We start from the raw sequence: 17,729 nt of genomic DNA, 5'->3' as shown, positions 1-17,729 counted from the left end.
TATTAGGATAAATGATAAGATTAGTCCAGATGCAATGATCTGAACTGAAGAAAAATAAACGTAAGTATCCTAATTATTCGAAAAATAAAATAGGATTAGGCAGAAACAATCATAATCTGTAGTTTTTTGAGAGGATAAATATAAGTAATATTTTTTAAGAGAAAATATTAATCCAGCAACTTTTTACTCACGCGGCTGCTGGCAATTAAAGAAGCCATAAAACCAAGTGATACAATGGTTCCCATAACAATAAGGACGTTTTCAAGATTAAAAACCACTGGGTAAGCTAAAGTTGGGGTAAGCATAATAAGTTCGTAATGCTGTTGCAACAGAACTAAAATAATCCCGAGAACAAGACCTGTTATACCTCCAAAAACACTTAATATCGTTCCCTGAAGCAGGAATATTTTTCGAAGACTATTGATTTCTGTTCCAAGATTAAAAAGAGTTTTCAGGTTTCCCTTCTTTTCTAAAATCATCATAATCAAAGCTCCAACTAAATTAAAAAGGGCTACAATAATTACCAAAGTAAAAATCAGGTAAACCACTATATTTTCGGTGTTCAGCATTTTATACAAAGACTCATTAAGTTGTGCTCTGTTTTTTAATGTGATCTTATTATGAAAAATTGTTTTCAGTTGAGCACCAACAGCATTTTCATCTGCATTATCTTTCAGCTTAAATTCAATTCCTGAGATTTGATTGTGCTTGTACATCAATAATTCCTGTGCTAAACCCAAATCTGCAAAGACATATTTTGAATCTAAATCTTCGCTTACAGAATAGGTTCCAACCGGTAAAACATCCGTTTTATTAAATGCCTCTTCAGGATTTTCGATTGCTCCTTTTCCTGGTTTAGGTGCAAATATTTGCAATGGATTTTCGAAATCAAGTATTCCTAAAGAAAATTCTCTGGAAATTCCGTAACCAATAACTACCTGATAAGTATCCGGTTTTAGCCATTGTCCGTTAAAAAGTTTTTTCTTAATATCGTTTACTACCGGATAATTTTTGTCAACACCTTTTAGGTATGTTACTTGTTGTTTGTCTTTAAACAAAAACAAAACACGTTCTTCGATAATTTTAGTGTACGAAACAACGCCATCAATTTTTTTAATCTGATTTTCCTGCTCCGGCGAGATTAAAAATGATTTTCCGTAAGTACTGGTAATTTTTAGGTCAGGATCTATGTCATTTGTAAATGAAAGACTAAAGACCTTTAATCCGCTAAAAACAGATAAAACCACAAACAAAGCCATCGTGCCAACAATAATTCCCATGCTGGCAATGCGATTGATAATATTTATTGCATTGTTTTTACTTCTGCTAAAAATATAACGTTTGGCTATGTAAAGGGGGAAATTCAATTTATAATTTTCTTCTTTTGTCTAAAAGATCACGATTTTCAATTGGGTTTTCTCTATTTGATAAAGCGTTATCAATTTTTTCAATATAATCTAATGAGTCATCTATAAAGAATACCAGGTTTGGTACGCGACGTAATTGCAAACGTACACGTTGCGATAAATCATGTTTGATCAAAGTACTGTTTGATTTTATACCTTCTAAAGTTTCCTTGGCTTTCTCTTGTGGAAAAATGCTTAAATAAACTGTTGCCACAGATAAATCTGAAGTAACACTAACTTTGGATACCGAAATTACCAAATTATTAATTCCGTTTTTTCTCACTTCACCTTGCAGAATATCAACCAAATCTTTTTGGATGACACCGCCTATTTTTTTCTGTCTATTTGTTTCCATGTTGCAAAAATACTATTTTAAATTTCAATGGATACAATTTCAAATGAACAATAAGGATGATTTTTATACTCTTATCTGTTTTATCTTTTATAAAGTTACAATTTTGATCCTTTTTTTAAATAAAAACATAAAAAAGAAACTTATTAAAACTTAAACCAATTACATAGGAGACATGACAAAAATCATGTTTTTTATGAGAAATATTCTACATATTTGATTTAACATTAAAACGTATCAATTATGAAAAAAAGAGAACCAATAAGTCATATAATGACTAAAAGTGTTGTGACTGTAAACGAGAATGATGGTCTGAGAAAAGTAGTAGAAACATTAAAGAAACACACTATTCGCCACATTCCCATTCTTCGCGGCAAAGATGTAATTGGTATTATTAGCAGATCTGATATTAACAGATTGACTTTTGGTGCTTTATTTGAAGGACAAGAAGGTGCTGATGAAGCAATCCTGGATATGCTGACTATTGCTCAGGTAATGACTACGAAGCCAAAAACAGTATCGTCTGATACTATTATAAGAGATTTGGCAGAAATTTTTGCAAAAGAAGAATTTCATGCTCTTCCTGTAGTTGATAACGGGAACTTAAAGGTATTGTAACTACAACTGATGTTTTAAAGTATTTTCTGGAACAATACGATTAAATTATAATTCATTACAAAAAGGGAGCTAATTAAGCTCCTTTTTTTGTGGCTATTTTTTAATTTATCGATCTATTAAAATCAAAATATTAATACTTTATATGTCATAATTATAAAATAAACAGCTTTAAATGAATATTAGACAAATTTATTATTGACAATAAAAACCTATTTTTATAAAAATAAATCATCTTTTTCGCAAAAACATATTTTAATTTCAACAAACATAAGAACCAGTAAATCAACCACTCAAAGGAAAATTACTGGCATAAGAGTAGTCAAAAACACTTATACACTTCAAAACTAGCAGGATAGAACAGGATACAAAGAGATCAGGATATAAATAAGTTTAGTTAACTATAACTAACCAAATTTATATTTATGAAAACCAAAATTAATCATTTGATTATTTTGATCTTTTCCATTTTGATGCACTGGACAGGTCTTGCGCAGAACAAAATGGTGACCGGATCAATAACCGATTCAAACGGAGTTCCAATTCCGGGTGCAAACATTATAATTAAGGGATTTCAGGTCAGTTCGATCTCTGATTTTGACGGAAATTATTCTATCAGCGCAAATACAGGAAGTATCTTGATTTTTAGTTCTACAGGGTCAATGACGATCGAGAAAACCGTCGACCAGTCTTCTGTTATTAATATTATCCTTGCTGACGAAGTTTCGGAACTTAAAGAAGTTGTTGTCGTTGGCTACGGAACAATGAAAAAGAGTGACCTGACAGGTTCTATAACTCAAATTAAGGGAGATGTTCTCAACACTGTTACCAGTTCAAATCCTCTTGAAGCTGTTCAGGGTCGCGCTGCTGGTGTTGCAGTTCTTAATAATGATTCTTCTCCCGGCGCTTCTCCTAAAATAAGAATTCGTGGTAATGGTTCTGTTAGTGCGGGCAATGATCCTTTGATTGTTGTTGACGGATTTCCGTTGGTCAACAGCAACCTAAACGATATTAGTTCTAATGATATAGAATCAATGGAGATCCTTAAAGATGCCTCGTCTGCAGCGATATATGGTTCCAGAGGTGCAAATGGTGTTATTCTTATTACAACCAAAAAAGGAAAAAAAGGACAAAACAATTTAGAGATTGTTGGTACCAGCGGTATTTCGACACCAACACGATTACCTAAAACATTGGACAGGGATAATTTTATCAATTTCATCAACACGGCATATACCAACTCAACAGGTAAACCTGTTTACTCTTCTACCAATCCTGCCCCAAATATCAATGTGAACTGGCAGGACGAAGTCATCAGGAATATGGCTCAAATGCAAAATTATTCTCTGTCTTTTAGTGGAGGTAAAGACAATACGACTTACTTGCTTTCCGGAAACATTTTTTCGCAAGACGGAATTGTAGAGGCTTCCGGGTTTAAAAAAATGACTCTTAGGACGAATCTGAACCATGAATATAAACCGTGGCTTACGGTAGGAACTCATTTGCAGGTGGGACGTTCGCAAAGGGACATTCGTAATAATCCTACCGGAGACATCTTTCGATACGGATGGCCAACAATACCGGTTAAAAATCCTGACGGAAGCTGGCATTATGCTACAGAAGATCCTTCTATCAGTTCTTACTTTGAAGGTACCTGGAATCCTGTTTCAGAAGCAGCAGAAATGACGAATGAAACATCTTCTGATCGTGTTTTGGGGGATGTATATGCTCATTTTAAACCTATCAAAAATGTAACTTTTAATACCAATTTTGGCGTTGATGTTTCTAATGAAAAACAATACGAATATTATACCTCAAAATCAACCGCAGGAATAGGATCCGGCAGTACAGGGACAGGATCTCAATATTACAGAAGACAAACTTCTCAGTTAACAGATAATATTTTAAGCTATTCTAATACCTGGAATGACAAACACAGTTTTACGGCAACCGGGGTATATTCATGGCAGGAATATGTATATGAAGATTTAGGTGTCAGGGGATCCGGTTTTCAAAATGATGCTACTGGAGCAAATGATATTACTTATGCTGACAGGGGAAGTATTACAAATTCTTCTAACAAATATTCAAGCAAACTAATTTCCTGGACTGCCAGAACATCTTATGCATATGATGAAAAATATCTCATCACATTAACTGGCCGCTATGATGGATCCTCTCGCTTTGGGGATAATAATAAATGGGGATTTTTTCCTTCTGTGGGACTAGGCTGGAGAATTGACAAAGAAAAGTTTTTAAAAGATAATGCTACAATAACTGCATTAAAACTAAGGGCTAGTTATGGTGTTACCGGAAATCAGGAAATTGGTAATTATCAATCACTGTCTAAACTTGTAAAAGCAAATTATGTTTATGAAAACAATCCTATTTTCGGATTTGTAGAAACGATTGGAAATCCGGATTTAAAATGGGAACGCAATATTCAATACAATGTTGGAATAGACCTGACTTTATGGAAAAGGTTTGATCTGAATTTAGATTTTTATCAAAGACAAACTTCTGATTTATTATATAATGTCCCTATTCCTACGACTTCAGGTTATTCAAGTATGCTGCAAAATATTGGTGAGGTCAAAAATATTGGATTTGAAGTTACGGCGAAAGTTCAAATAATCGATTCTGATTTTAAATGGGATGTAAGTACCAATTTCTCTAAAAACAAAAACGAGATTGTAAGTTTATATGGGGATGTACAACGCATTAATATTGGAAGTTCATCAGCCGGAATTGCTAAATATCTAATTGTAGGTCAACCTGTAAATAGTGTTTGGGCACGTGAATCTGCCGGTATTATCAAAACACAGGAACAACTTACGGCTTATCAGCAAATTCGTCCAACAGCAAAACTGGGTGAAGAAATGTATGTTGATAAAAATGGAGATAAAATCATTAACAATGATGATTATATGAATATCGGATCAACTTCTCCGGATTTCTTCTATGGAATTTCTACTAATCTAAGTTATAAAAATATGACTTTGGATATCTACGGACAAGGGGCAACTGGTCTTGCTTCTGATGAGGATAATAATTACATGATTTTTGGTGAAAATCAAATTCAGAACAGAAACTACATTCCAACCCAATATGCTTATGACAGAATGTGGAGTCCTACCAATCCGAACGGAAATTTTCCAAAAGCTGGTGCACAGGAAGTATATCTTTCAAATCGTACCAATGGTGACTGGAATTATTTTGTAATTAAAAACATCAAATTAGCTTACAATCTGTCCAGTATAATCAAGCATAGTGACTGGATAAAACAATTGAATGTATATGTAAATGCACAAAACTACATCAATATTGCCAATCACAGAGGATACAATCCGGAGAGCGGCAGTGTAAATTCACCGTATGTAAAAACGATGCTTGTTGGTTTTACTGCTAAGTTTTAATTCTAAAAATATATAAAAATGAAATTTCTAAAATATATCTTTTCAGGTTGTGCGGTATTGTTTTTTTCGCAATGCACAGACCTAAACGAAGAACCGTATACTTTTTTATCTCCGGCCAATTACTATAAAAATGCCGAAGAACTAAATACAGCACTTGTTGGTGTATATGATGGTTATCAAAATGGATTTAATGGTTATTATAAATACATCATGTATTTAGAGGTATTAACTGAATTTGGTTCTCCGGCTTATGCAAAAGACGATGCACAACTTTGGAATGTGTGGTCTGATATGAATAATTCAGATAAAATGGTGATTACAAATTGGGATGATGCTTACAACATCATTAACAGAGCGAACCTGGTTATTGGCAGAGGCGCAAATGTTGAAATGGACGAGAATTTAAAAAAGCAATATTTTGCAGAAGCCCGTTTCCTGAGAGCTGCCACCTATTATAATTTAGTACGTATGTATGGTGGTGTCCCTATTCCTGAAACTTTTACAGAAGGGCTTAAAAACCTCGCTATTGCAAGAAAAACAACGGATGAAACGTATGCTTATATCATCGCCGATCTGGAATATGCCGAAGAAAATTTACCTCTGAAATCTGATTATAAAAATGGGAATATCTGGAGAGCATCAAAAGGAGCCGCACAAGCCTTACTTGGTGATTTATATTTAACCAGAGGTGGCATGACGGGTGATAAATCGTATTTCCAGAAATCTAAAGATTATTGTGGTAAAGTAATTCAGTCCAGTCAATATAACTTACAGCCTAATTTTAAAGATCTTTGGTTTTGGTGGAATACTAATAACAAAAACGGAATGGAATCTGTATTTGAACTCCAATATGGATCTGTAGAAAATGAATTCAATAACAATCATGTAATGTTTGGTGTAAACATAACCGAAACTACTCTTGGCTGTTATATGTACCATAGATTTGGTCCATCAATACAACATTACCTTTCTTATAGTAATGATGACACACGAAAAGAGGGCAGCTTTTTAACACGTGTAAATGTAACTGAAAAAGGAAATTCGAGCCATATTATACAAACGATAGAATTTGTACCTGAAGACAAAGGTTTTTTTCCGGGATCTAAAGGATGGAAAACTGCCTCACCCGGAAATCTAAAATTTTATGACCGTACAGAAAGTTCTGCCTCATTAAAAAAACCTCAGACAAATTCTTATGCAATTCGATATGCTGATGTATTGTTAGATTATGCCGAAGCAGAGAATGAAATCAACGGACCGGCAGCTGCTTATACTTATATCAACAGAATACGAAACAGGGCAAATTTGCCTGATCTGACACCAGGTTTAAGCAAAGAAGATTTTGCAGATGCTATTTACATAGAGAGAGGATGGGAATTTGTTGGTGAAGGTGTTTTGTTTTTTGATGAATTGAGAACGAATCGTATTGGTAAAAATGTTTCGAATCATGTGAAGTGGGGAAATGACAATAAGATTAATATGTATGTGAACAATCCGCTGCAATTTATTCCTTCTAAGAATTTCTTATTTAAGATCCCACGATATGATCTTGACTCTAATCCTGCATTAATTCAGAATCCAGATAACGTAAGCAATTAAAAAATAAAAAATCCTTTTCGCCAGTTTGATGCTGGTGAAAAGGATTTTTTTAAAGCTCAAATCAATTGGCTTATTGTATATTTTAACCTTTTAGATGCTCTACTATCTGTTTTGCAGCCATCCTTCCGGATTGTTATTTGATGTATTTTGAAGGATCAGAAACTTAATAATTGTTTTTCCTGTATCTCCACTAGTTCTTACTTTTCCAATAACTTGTTTCACTTTTACTTTATCACCTTGTTCAACAGATACCTGACTTAGGTTTTGATATACTGTAAAGTAATCTCCATGCTGAATAAAAACAGCTCTGTTTACAGGAGACAAGGCGATAACTTTTGATACTACTCCTTCAAATACTGCACGTGCACTTGCTCCTTGTTCAGTCGTAATCTCTACTCCTGAATTATGAACAGTAAGTGTTGGATATATCGGATGGGGCTGATCTCCATAACCAAGTGATATAAATCCTTTTTCTACCGGCCAAGGCAGTTTTCCTCTGTTTGCTTTAAAATCTGCAGCTAAAATTTTACCTTCCGGAGTTAATGTAATTCTATCTGATGAATAACTTTTAGGTGCTGCTGACTCTGCTTTCTCTGCTTCACTGGCTTTTCCTTCTGCAATTCTCCTACGTCTTTCTTCTTCGGCTCTTTGATTGGCTAATCTAATTTGTTCACGGATAAGCTCCTTAATTTTAGCATCGATTCTTCTCGATTCCTGTTGTTTCGATTTTGTATCGGCAATAATTTTATTTTTATCTTTCTTAAGAGAGTTAACAATCTTTTGCTGTTCTTGTTTCTCTACTTCTAAACTTTGTTTTTCCTTTTCATTTTCAACAATAATTTTTTTCTTAACCTTTCTTTGTCCATCCAGTTTGGAATTATAATCAACTAATTGCGCTGTTTTTGATTGAATTTCAAGACCTTGATTTTTTCTAAAATTGGTATATTGTTTTAAATATTGTGCTCTTTTATACGCTTGCAAAAAACTTTCTGAAGATAAAATAAACATTGCCCTGCTTTGTTCAGATCTGCTTTTATAAGATTTTAAAATCATTTTTGCATAATCTGCTTTTAGTACTTCCAGTTCCTTTTTTAGTTTATTAACCTTAACCTGATTAATATACATATCATTACTTAAAAGTTTCTCTTGTTTTGCTGTAGTATTAATCAGTTTCTCTTTCAGTTTAATTTTATTTGCCTGAATCAAAAAAACATTTACTGCTGATTTTTCTTTTGTCTTTACAGACTGCAGCATTTTTTCATTATCTCTAATTTCCTGTTGAATCTGAGCTTTACGCTGTTCAAGTTTTTCTTGTTGCGAATCTTGCGCCCACATAAATGTAGTGGCACATATAAAAATTAGACTTAGGAGAAATTTTGGCATGTTTATATTTTCTTTTTGCAAATTTACTTAATTATAACTTTTTTATAACCACTTGGCACACTATAAGGAAAAGAAAGTTCTTCATTAAACGAAATGGTATTGTAATTCAAATTAATATTCGTTTTTCCTTTTGGCTGAATTGCACTAATCTCAATACTCGTAGGAAGTATTCCCTGATTATAAGTTTTGCTGTCAGCGTATGAAATTTGCAACAATCTGTTTTCTGATGGTTGAGAAATCTCTTCTTTTTGCACTAAATATTTATCCGCATCTAAATAGAAGGATTTTTTTATACTAGCCTCTTTTTCATCTTCCAGTTTAAAAAGGTTTTCAACAATTGTTTGCGCATATTTTCCCTTTCTTAAATCATCAAGCGCTTCTCCAACTAATAAATTCTGAACTTTACTATAATCTAATTCAGTACCTAGCCATTTGCTTAAACTGCTAAAATCACCATCGTAATAAGTACTGTTTATTTTTTCATAATAACTTACAGATGTTGGTGTTATCAAGGCCTTTGCCATTGTAATTCCCAAAAAACGAACACTCACTAAAATTTGTTTGTCTTTTTCGATTCTAATATCTGCCGTAACATTTTGGCTTTGTTTTTCATCAGCATATTTTGCACTTGCTTTTATATATAAAGTCGAAAAATCTAACTTATTATCATAATGTTTGTCAATTGCTTTTCTGTCTACTTTTGTAATAACTTCCTTTGTGTCGTTATTATTTTGTACCGCAACAGCCTTTGATTTACAAGAAACCATAAAAGCAGTTACCAATACTAATGCTATATATCTTTTCATCTGAATTTACTTTTTTTTCTTTAATAACTCATTTGCCTTCAAAAAGTATTCCTCTTTTTTCTTAGCATCTCCCAAACCATTATAAGCCTCTCCTAATTGAATATTAAAATTTGCTTCGAGCGTATTATCATCCACTACATAATCCAGGCCCATTTCTAAAACGGTTTTTGCGTTTTTAAATTGTTTTAACTGATTATTTCCTAAACCGGCATAATAATAAAACTGAGGCTGGCTTGGATATACTTCGATCATATTCATTGCTCTTTTTGTCATTGGCTCGTATTGTTTTGCCAATGTATAGACTTCAAGTAACAACAAATTGGTTTCACGATCTGTATCTGAATTTGCTTTTAAATCTTTCTCATAATACTTGATTGCATTTTCATACTGACCTTTACTATGATAAAATTTTCCTATTTCTTTTGCAACATCTACTTCTTTATCATTATCGAAATAAGCAATTGCTTTTTCTAGATCCGGAGCGTATTGCGGATTTTTATTCACATAAATCAAAAATTCATTCAATGTACGATGCTTTATTTTTAAATCAATTTTTGGGCTTGACAAAATCATATTCATCGACTTAATAGCTTTATCAGCCTGGTTGGCATCAAGATATACTTTAAACATACTGACTTGAGCCCATTCAGAGTTCGGAATTTCTTTTGCCAATTGTTTCATTACCTCTAAAGCCTTATCGGTTTCCTCTGATTTCGAATATAAAAAAATCAGGTTCAAATAATTCGATTCTTCTTTTGGATGTTGCTTGATCTGATCAGTCAAATTAGCTATTTCAGCATTCTGATACTTTCCCTGAGATAAAATCTGCAATTTATAACGATCGCGATCTTCTGATTTCCCGAATTTATCATTCATTTCATTGATAGTCACCAACGCCTTATCAAATTGATTGGTGATCATGTACAACGAAATCAAATCGTCTTTATACTCTTCATCAAAAGCAATTATTTTTTGAATTGTCTCAATTGCCAAAGGATAATTCTTGGTTTCATAACTTACATCGTAAATCCCTAACCAATACCATTTGTTTTTTGGATCTAATTGTGTCGCTTTTTCAAACGAGTCCTGTGCATCCCGATAATCTTTTAAGGACAGATAATTTTTGCCTAATTCAAAATAAGCAACGGCATCATTAGGTTTTAGTTTAACACATTTCTCTAATGAGGTAATGGCTTTATCATAATTTTCAATTCCTTTTTGTTTTAATGATTCATAAAAAGCATCTTGATATTCATCAGTCGCCATAGCAATATCTTCCGGTTCTGTCTGTGCCATAACCGAAATTGGATTGCCAAGCAAAACGAAAAATAAAATAACTATAACTCCTTTTTGTATCATCTCTACAATTTAATCTTTAAACAAAAACGAATCTCTTTAAACTTGCATTTATTCTAAAACTGAATAATCACCAATACTGATACTGGTAAACTTACCATCATAAACAACGTGATTTCCTATCATTGCATTGTCTAAATTTGCATTTTTTATTTGAGAATAAGTTTGTACTAAACTGTTTTTGATAGTACTGTCAATAACATGACATCCTTTCCCGATAGATACATTAGGACCAACTGTTGCATTTTTCAACACTACATTTTCGCCAATATAACAAGGAGGAATAATCGTTGAGTTTTCTAATGTAACATCATAATCTACTAAATGTTCTCCATCATTATGTAAAAACCCTAACATTCTTGAATTCGTTTCAACGGTTACATCTTTGTTTCCGCAATCCATCCATTCGTCAACGCTTCCGGTTTTAAAAACTTTACCGTTCGCCATCATCGCTTTGATTCCGTCGTTGATTTGATATTCTCCCCCATTCTGGATATTGTTATCCAAAACGCCCTGAAGTTCTTTTTTCAAATCGCCAACTTCTTTAAAATAATAGATTCCGATAACTGCCAGATCACTTACGAATTCCTTTGGTTTTTCGACTAATTCTACGATTTCATTATTAGTGTTTAATTTTACTACACCAAATGCTTCCGGCTGTTCTACTTGTTTTACCCAAATTACAGCATCAGCAGAAGGATCTAATTCAAAATCGGCTCTGATCAAAGTATCTGCATACGCAATAACTGCCGGTCCTGATAAAGAATCTTTTGCACACATAATAGCGTGACCCGTTCCTAATGGTAAATCCTGGCGATAGATCGAAGCTTTTGCTCCTAAGCTTCCTGCCAATTCTTCTAAACTTGTTACAAGATCATCTCCAAAAAAAGCAGGATCTCCCAAAATAAAAGCAACTTCTTCGATAGGTTCTTTTAATATTTCAGCAATGTCTTCGACTAAACGATGAACAATAGATTTTCCCGCAACAGGAATTAATGGTTTTGGAACAGTTAAAGTATGTGGCCTAAGTCTTGATCCTCGACCCGCCATTGGAACGATTATTTTCATTTGTATTTTTTTATTTAACCGCAAAGTTCGCAATCCTGATAGCTATCGGGATTTGCAAAGTTTGCTATGTTTATTCATTTCATTTTTAAGAACGCAAAGTGCAAAAACTGATTTCTGAGACTGAGACTGAAGACTACTTCACTCCAGTACTTCCAAAACCGCCTTCGCCTCTTGAAGTTTCAGAAAGTTCTTCTACTTCAATCCATTCTGCTCTTTCGTGTTTGGCAATAATCAATTGTGCAATTCTTTCTCCGTTTTCGATTACAAAAACTTCATTTGATAAATTTACTAAAATTACACCTATTTCACCTCTATAATCAGCGTCAACAGTTCCGGGAGAATTTAAAACAGTTACTCCTTTTTTCGCCGCTAATCCACTTCTTGGTCTAACTTGTGCTTCGTAACCAATTGGTAATTCAATAAAAAGTCCTGTTTTTACAATAGTTCTTTCTAATGGTTTTAACGTAATTGATTCAGTTAAATTGGCACGTAGATCCATTCCTGCCGAAGCAATTGTTTCGTAGTTTGGTAAAGCGTGCTGTGATTTGTTGATAATTTGTATTTTCATTTTTTATTTTAAAAGATTAAAAAGTAAAACTACTTTCTATTCATAATTCCTTTGATAGTCTCTTTTTCATTGTGATACACAAAATACATGAATCCTAATAATAACGGAACTCCAACGAAATAATTCTCTCTAAATCCGTAAAAAGAAATAGCCGAAAATACGATTGAAATTCCCAAATAAGCTCCAATTTTGTTCATATCATAGGGTATTGGATAGTATTTGTTTCCTAAAAGATAAGAAATCAACATCATACTTCCGTAAGCTGAGATCGTTGCAATTGCTGAACCGTAGTAGCTGTATTTTGGAATTAAAAAATAATTTAAAACCAATGTTATAACGGCTCCGACAATAGAAATATAAGCTCCAATTTTTGTTTTGTCTGTTAGTTTATACCAAACCGACAAGTTGTTGTAAATTCCTAAAAAGAAGTTCGCCAATATAATTAGCGGTACTACTTTCATCGCTTCCCAATAGGCTTTATTGTCAAGCAAAAGATATTTTAAAACATCTGCAAAAACAATAACTCCTAATAAAATTAAGGAACCCAGAATAACGAAATATTTTGTGATTACAGCATATGTTTGTGGTGCATTTGCATTTTTTGCATGACTAAAAAAGAAAGGTTCTATTCCTAATCTAAAGGCTGTTGCAAACAAAACCATAAACAAACCTAATTTGTAACATGCAGAGTAAGCCCCAACTTCAGATTTTGCAAGATTTTGTGGTAACAAATATCCCAGAAGAATTTTATCAAAATGCTCGTTAACAGCAAACGCCAGTCCTGCAACCAAAATTGGCAAACCGTATTTCATCATTTTTTTCCAAAGTACGGGATCGAATTTTTTTCCAAGTGAAAGATAATTTGGTGACAGCACTATAAAAGTAGCTAAACTGGCCAACAGATTGGCTATGAAAATATAAGCGATCTGGAAATTCTCAACATACAAATTATCCCAAACCGAATTAGGATGTGAAGCTGCAAGTTTAGGTAAATAAATTAAGAAAAATATATTCAGTAATAAGTTGATTACTACATTTCCTATTTTAATTGCTGCATACATCATTGGCCTTTGATTGGCTCTAAGTTTAGAAAAAGGTATCAAAACCAAAGCATCCAAAACTAAGATCCAAACGGTGTATGTAATATACTGTACATCAACTTCCGCAAGATTTGCCAGTGTATTCCTGAAAATCAAGGCTACAAATAAGAAAATAATTGACGACCAAAAGATTGATATCGTCGAAGTGGCGATTACATTTTTCTTATCATCCTCGGCACTGTAGAATCTAAAAAAAGCTGTTTCCATTCCGTATGAAAGAACCACATTAAAGAAAACCATCCATGACAAAACGATCGAAACCTCGCCATATTCTGCAGTTGGTAAAATACCAGTATACAATCTTACCAATAAAAAACTTAGCATTCTTGGTAATACCGTCGCTAGTCCGTAAATAGCAGTTTGTTTGAACAGATTTTTATATAATCCCAAAATAATTGTATAATAAAGTTTGTAAAACAAAAATAACCAATTCTTTGGTTTATTATTGATTTTGTAGGTTCAATAAAAAAATTGGCTTGTTATTTTATTGTGTAAGTTTTTTTTCGTCCAGAATTTTAACAAAATGAAAACCCTTTGGTTCATAACCCTGATTGTAATAAAAGCGATGAGCAGCAAAATTTCCGGTAAAAGCATCTAAAACTATAGAACTGCAGTCAAGATATAAAGCCTTTTTTTCGATAAAATCTGTAAGGAGTTTTCCAATTCCTTTAGAACGAAAATTAGGATTTACTACAAAGTTATCAATTTCAAGATATTTGCCAGTCCATAATTTAGTCGCAGACCAACACCCCGTAATTCCCATACAAACATCTTCATCAAAAACTGCAATCTGTATATAGTTATGAGGAACCATATCAGAAAGATATTCATGATATTTTGCTACAGATAGATTAGGATACAGAAATCGCATCGTTTCAATTTCACTCAGCATTGCTTCTATCGTAGTAAGCTCTTTTATTTGTAGATTCATTGTAATAAAAAAATAGACGTCAAAAATACTCATTTTTTTTTCATTGTCGCTGATATAATGCTTTCATAAGGACAAGTGTGAAATCTATAATAAAGAAAAAAAATTGTATAAACTATTCCAAGCACTTCTATACTAACTTTGTATCAAAGGGAATGAGTAAAGCTAAAATACAACCCTTCTAAAAAAAGCAAAGCATTGGGACTAATAAAGCTAGTTTGTTCCCACGAAAGACAAAGCAAAGGGATTGATTCTGCTGAAATGTAACCCTCAAAAAAAACAGAGCATTGGGACTAATAAAGCTAGTTTGTTCCCATGAAAGACAAAGCAAAAGGGAGTGATTCTGCTGAAATGTAACCCTCAAAAAAACAGAGCATTGGGACTAATAAAGCTAGTTTGTTCCCATGAAAGACAAAGCACTACAGAGGTGATAAATCTGTCAAATAATTTTATAAAATGGTACTGATTCTCAGTTTTTGGATAAATTGAGGATCACCATTTTATAAGTTTTAAATCAAAAAAACTAAACTACTATATAAATAAAAAGAGCCGATAATTACTTATCGGCTCTTTTTGTATGTCTTGAATAAATTATCCTTTTAAAGCTTCTGCTCCACCAACGATCTCAAGGATTTCGTTTGTAATAGCAGCTTGACGTGCTTTATTGTATGTCAATTTCAATTGGTTTCTTAATTCAGTTGCGTTGTCAGTTGCTTTGTGCATAGCTGTCATACGCGCTCCGTGTTCTGAAGCAAATGAATCACGAATACCTTTGTATAATTGTGTTTTTAATGATTTTGGAATCAAAGTCAATATAATTTCCTCTTTTGAAGGCTCGAAAATATAATCTCCTGCAGTAACAGGAACATCCGATTTAATTGGTGCTAATGGCAAAAACTGCTCTGTCTGAACGATTTGTGTCGCAGCATTTTTAAATTGATTGTAGATCAATTCGATTCTGTCATATTCACCTGATAAAAACTTCTCAGTTAAATTATCAGCAATTCCACCAACATTATCAAAAGTTAAATGATCAAAGATTGCATTATGATGACCGTGTACTTTGTGCGTTTTACTTAAAACATCATTTCCTTTTTTACCAATAGCAAAAACGTCTACTTGTTTTCCTGCATAAAATACAGTACGGTTTTTTATCTCTTTAATTACATTTGTATTAAATGCACCACATAAACCTCTATTTGAAGTTATAGCAACAAGCAATACTTTTTTTACTTCACGTTGTGTTGTATAATCTCCTCCAACTTCACCATCAAGTGTAGCCGAAAGGTTTTGCAACAACTCCGTTAATTTCTCGGCATAAGGGCGCATTGCAGTGATTGCATCTTGTGCTTTCTTAAGCTTTGCAGCAGAAACCATTTTCATAGCCGATGTAATTTGCATCGTCGATGAAACGGAAGTAATTCTATTACGGATTTCCTTTAAATTTGCCATTTAGTTGATTAAAAAAATGTGACAATTTGAAAATTAGACAATTAGAAAGTCTGTTGAGACATTTTCTAATTATCTAATTTACCAATTATCTAATTAGATATATTTTGCTGAAATTTCTTTTGCTGCTTTTTCGATAACGTCAGTAATGTTGTCATCTAATTTACCAGCTTTCAACGCGTTAAGCGTATCTTTATGTTTACTGTTTAAGTAAGCTAAGAAATCAGCTTCAAATTCTTTTACTTTATTTACAGGAACGTTTCTTAATAAGTTTTTAGAACCAGCGTAAATAATAGCAACTTGATTTTCTACTGTATAAGGATCATTTAAACCTTGTTTCAAGATCTCAACGTTTCTTTTTCCCTTTTCAATTACGTTTAAAGTAACTGAATCCAGATCAGAACCAAATTTAGCGAAAGCTTCTAATTCACGGAATTGAGCCTGGTCTAACTTTAAAGTTCCTGAAACTTTTTTCATTGATTTAATCTGTGCATTACCTCCAACACGAGATACAGAGATACCTACGTTAATAGCAGGACGAACTCCAGAGTTGAACAAATCTCCATCAAGGAAAATCTGACCATCTGTAATCGAAATTACGTTTGTTGGGATATATGCAGAAACGTCACCAGCCTGAGTTTCGATAATTGGTAAAGCAGTTAATGAACCACCACCTTTTACGATAGACTTAAGAGAATCTGGTAAATCGTTCATGTTTTTAGCAATTCCATTATCTGCAATTACTTTACAAGCACGCTCTAATAAACGAGAGTGTAAGTAGAAAACGTCTCCAGGATATGCTTCACGTCCCGGTGGTCTTCTTAATAAAAGAGAAACCTCACGGTAAGCAACAGCTTGTTTAGATAAATCATCATACACAATAAGTGCCGGACGACCTGAATCTCTAAAGTATTCTCCAATTGCTGCACCTGCGAAAGGAGCATAAACTTGCATTGGAGCCGGATCAGAAGCATTAGCTGCAACAATAACTGTATAAGCCATTGCACCTTTTTCTTCTAACATTTTAGCAATTCCTGCTACAGTTGAAGCTTTTTGCCCAATTGCAACATATATACAGAATACAGGTTTTCCTGCATCGTAAAATTCTTTTTGATTTAAGATTGTATCGATACAAACAGTTGATTTACCTGTTTGACGGTCACCAATAACAAGCTCACGTTGTCCACGACCAACCGGGATCATAGCATCAACAGCTTTAATACCTGTTTGCAATGGCTCAGTAACTGGCTGACGGAAGATAACACCAGGTGCTTTTCTTTCTAAAGGCATTTCGTATAAGTCTCCACCAATTGGTCCTTTTCCATCAATTGGAAAACCAAGAGTATTAACTACACGTCCTACCATTTGCTCACCTACTTTAAGAGAAGCAATACGTTGTGTTCTTTTTGCTGTTGAACCTTCTTTAATTCCAGTTGATGGTCCTAAAAGTACCACACCAACATTGTCTTCTTCAAGGTTCAATACAATAGCTTCAAGTCCGTTATCAAATTCAACTAACTCACCATATTGTACATTAGATAGCCCGTAAATACGAGCAATACCGTCTCCAACTTGAAGTACAGTTCCTACTTCCTCTAGTGTAGCACCAGATTCAAAACCTTCTACTTGCTTTCTTAATATTGCTGAAATTTCAGCAGGTTTGATTTCCGCCATCTTAAATTT

At 33.4% G+C, this 17,729-nt stretch carries 14 protein-coding genes; 3 read left to right on the top strand and 11 right to left on the bottom strand.

The window, feature by feature from the left end; translation table 11 throughout:
* Positions 1-167 precede the first annotated feature (167 nt).
* Together NJT12_RS06525 and rbfA are read right to left on the bottom strand one after the other, a co-directional pair.
* Positions 168-1,367 carry an ABC transporter permease gene (locus NJT12_RS06525; protein WP_271335078.1) on the bottom strand — a complete coding sequence of 400 codons (1,200 nt, stop codon included), beginning with the start codon at positions 1,365-1,367 and terminating at the stop codon, positions 168-170.
* A 1-nt stretch (position 1,368) separates the two neighbouring features.
* Positions 1,369-1,761: a 30S ribosome-binding factor RbfA gene (gene rbfA, locus NJT12_RS06520; RefSeq protein WP_140503958.1), complete on the bottom strand. Its 393-nt coding sequence runs from the start codon at positions 1,759-1,761 to the stop codon at positions 1,369-1,371.
* 240 nt (positions 1,762-2,001) lie between these two features.
* Between rbfA and NJT12_RS06515 the strand changes: the two genes are divergently transcribed.
* The 3 genes from NJT12_RS06515 (at position 2,002) to NJT12_RS06505 (ending at position 7,388) form a co-directional block, all read left to right on the top strand.
* Positions 2,002-2,376, top strand: a complete 375-nt coding sequence (locus tag NJT12_RS06515) for a CBS domain-containing protein (RefSeq protein ID WP_271335077.1) — start codon at positions 2,002-2,004, stop codon at positions 2,374-2,376.
* A gap of 422 nt (positions 2,377-2,798) precedes the next feature.
* Positions 2,799-5,789 carry a SusC/RagA family TonB-linked outer membrane protein gene (locus NJT12_RS06510; RefSeq protein WP_271335076.1) on the top strand — a complete coding sequence of 997 codons (2,991 nt, stop codon included), beginning with the start codon at positions 2,799-2,801 and terminating at the stop codon, positions 5,787-5,789.
* Positions 5,790-5,807: 18 nt separating this feature from the next.
* On the top strand, positions 5,808-7,388 hold the full coding sequence (locus NJT12_RS06505; protein ID WP_271335075.1) for a RagB/SusD family nutrient uptake outer membrane protein: 1,581 nt from the start codon (positions 5,808-5,810) through the stop codon (positions 7,386-7,388).
* Positions 7,389-7,490: 102 nt separating this feature from the next.
* Here NJT12_RS06505 and NJT12_RS06500 read toward each other — a convergent pair whose 3' ends face one another.
* The 9 genes from NJT12_RS06500 to atpA all read right to left on the bottom strand — a co-directional run bounded on the left by NJT12_RS06500 (position 7,491) and on the right by atpA (position 17,720).
* Positions 7,491-8,771, bottom strand: coding sequence for a murein hydrolase activator EnvC family protein (locus NJT12_RS06500; RefSeq protein ID WP_271335074.1), 1,281 nt, complete (start codon positions 8,769-8,771; stop codon positions 7,491-7,493).
* Positions 8,772-8,794: 23 nt separating this feature from the next.
* Positions 8,795-9,577 carry a lipoprotein insertase outer membrane protein LolB1 gene (gene lolB1, locus NJT12_RS06495; protein WP_271335073.1) on the bottom strand — a complete coding sequence of 261 codons (783 nt, stop codon included), beginning with the start codon at positions 9,575-9,577 and terminating at the stop codon, positions 8,795-8,797.
* A 6-nt stretch (positions 9,578-9,583) separates the two neighbouring features.
* The gene (locus NJT12_RS06490; RefSeq protein WP_271335072.1) at positions 9,584-10,936 is read right to left on the bottom strand and encodes a tetratricopeptide repeat protein; all 1,353 of its coding nucleotides are present in this window, start codon (positions 10,934-10,936) and stop codon (positions 9,584-9,586) included.
* Between the two features lie 48 nt (positions 10,937-10,984).
* Entirely contained in the window at positions 10,985-12,001 is a 1,017-nt protein-coding gene (locus tag NJT12_RS06485) for a sugar phosphate nucleotidyltransferase (RefSeq protein WP_271335071.1), read from the bottom strand.
* A 133-nt stretch (positions 12,002-12,134) separates the two neighbouring features.
* Positions 12,135-12,569, bottom strand: a complete 435-nt coding sequence (gene dut, locus NJT12_RS06480; protein ID WP_041519815.1) for a dUTP diphosphatase — start codon at positions 12,567-12,569, stop codon at positions 12,135-12,137.
* 29 nt (positions 12,570-12,598) lie between these two features.
* Positions 12,599-14,059 carry a lipopolysaccharide biosynthesis protein gene (locus NJT12_RS06475; RefSeq protein ID WP_271335139.1) on the bottom strand — a complete coding sequence of 487 codons (1,461 nt, stop codon included), beginning with the start codon at positions 14,057-14,059 and terminating at the stop codon, positions 12,599-12,601.
* Between the two features lie 94 nt (positions 14,060-14,153).
* Positions 14,154-14,600, bottom strand: a complete 447-nt coding sequence (locus NJT12_RS06470; RefSeq protein ID WP_271335070.1) for a GNAT family N-acetyltransferase — start codon at positions 14,598-14,600, stop codon at positions 14,154-14,156.
* Between the two features lie 588 nt (positions 14,601-15,188).
* Complete coding sequence (atpG, locus tag NJT12_RS06465) at positions 15,189-16,049, bottom strand: ATP synthase F1 subunit gamma (RefSeq protein WP_271335069.1); 861 nt, start codon at positions 16,047-16,049, stop codon at positions 15,189-15,191.
* Between the two features lie 93 nt (positions 16,050-16,142).
* Positions 16,143-17,720, bottom strand: coding sequence for a F0F1 ATP synthase subunit alpha (gene atpA, locus NJT12_RS06460; protein WP_271335068.1), 1,578 nt, complete (start codon positions 17,718-17,720; stop codon positions 16,143-16,145).
* Between the last annotated feature and the right edge of the window lie 9 nt (positions 17,721-17,729).

It is taken from the genome of Flavobacterium azizsancarii (assembly GCF_027980145.1).
GTDB lineage: Bacteria > Bacteroidota > Bacteroidia > Flavobacteriales > Flavobacteriaceae > Flavobacterium > Flavobacterium azizsancarii.
This window is presented reverse-complemented; position numbering and strand designations above follow the sequence as displayed.

What these genes read in the sequence shown, in the direction of transcription:
- NJT12_RS06470 (WP_271335070.1), bottom strand. Translation starts at nt 14,600, where the DNA reads ATGAATCTACAAATAAAAGAGCTTACTACGATAGAAGCAATGCTGAGT.
- NJT12_RS06515 (WP_271335077.1), top strand. Translation starts at nt 2,002, where the DNA reads ATGAAAAAAAGAGAACCAATAAGTCATATAATGACTAAAAGTGTTGTG.
- NJT12_RS06485 (WP_271335071.1), bottom strand. Translation starts at nt 12,001, where the DNA reads ATGAAAATAATCGTTCCAATGGCGGGTCGAGGATCAAGACTTAGGCCA.
- NJT12_RS06490 (WP_271335072.1), bottom strand. Translation starts at nt 10,936, where the DNA reads ATGATACAAAAAGGAGTTATAGTTATTTTATTTTTCGTTTTGCTTGGC.
- lolB1 (WP_271335073.1), bottom strand. Translation starts at nt 9,577, where the DNA reads ATGAAAAGATATATAGCATTAGTATTGGTAACTGCTTTTATGGTTTCT.
- NJT12_RS06510 (WP_271335076.1), top strand. Translation starts at nt 2,799, where the DNA reads ATGAAAACCAAAATTAATCATTTGATTATTTTGATCTTTTCCATTTTG.
- NJT12_RS06500 (WP_271335074.1), bottom strand. Translation starts at nt 8,771, where the DNA reads ATGCCAAAATTTCTCCTAAGTCTAATTTTTATATGTGCCACTACATTT.
- NJT12_RS06505 (WP_271335075.1), top strand. Translation starts at nt 5,808, where the DNA reads ATGAAATTTCTAAAATATATCTTTTCAGGTTGTGCGGTATTGTTTTTT.
- atpA (WP_271335068.1), bottom strand. Translation starts at nt 17,720, where the DNA reads ATGGCGGAAATCAAACCTGCTGAAATTTCAGCAATATTAAGAAAGCAA.
- rbfA (WP_140503958.1), bottom strand. Translation starts at nt 1,761, where the DNA reads ATGGAAACAAATAGACAGAAAAAAATAGGCGGTGTCATCCAAAAAGAT.
- dut (WP_041519815.1), bottom strand. Translation starts at nt 12,569, where the DNA reads ATGAAAATACAAATTATCAACAAATCACAGCACGCTTTACCAAACTAC.
- atpG (WP_271335069.1), bottom strand. Translation starts at nt 16,049, where the DNA reads ATGGCAAATTTAAAGGAAATCCGTAATAGAATTACTTCCGTTTCATCG.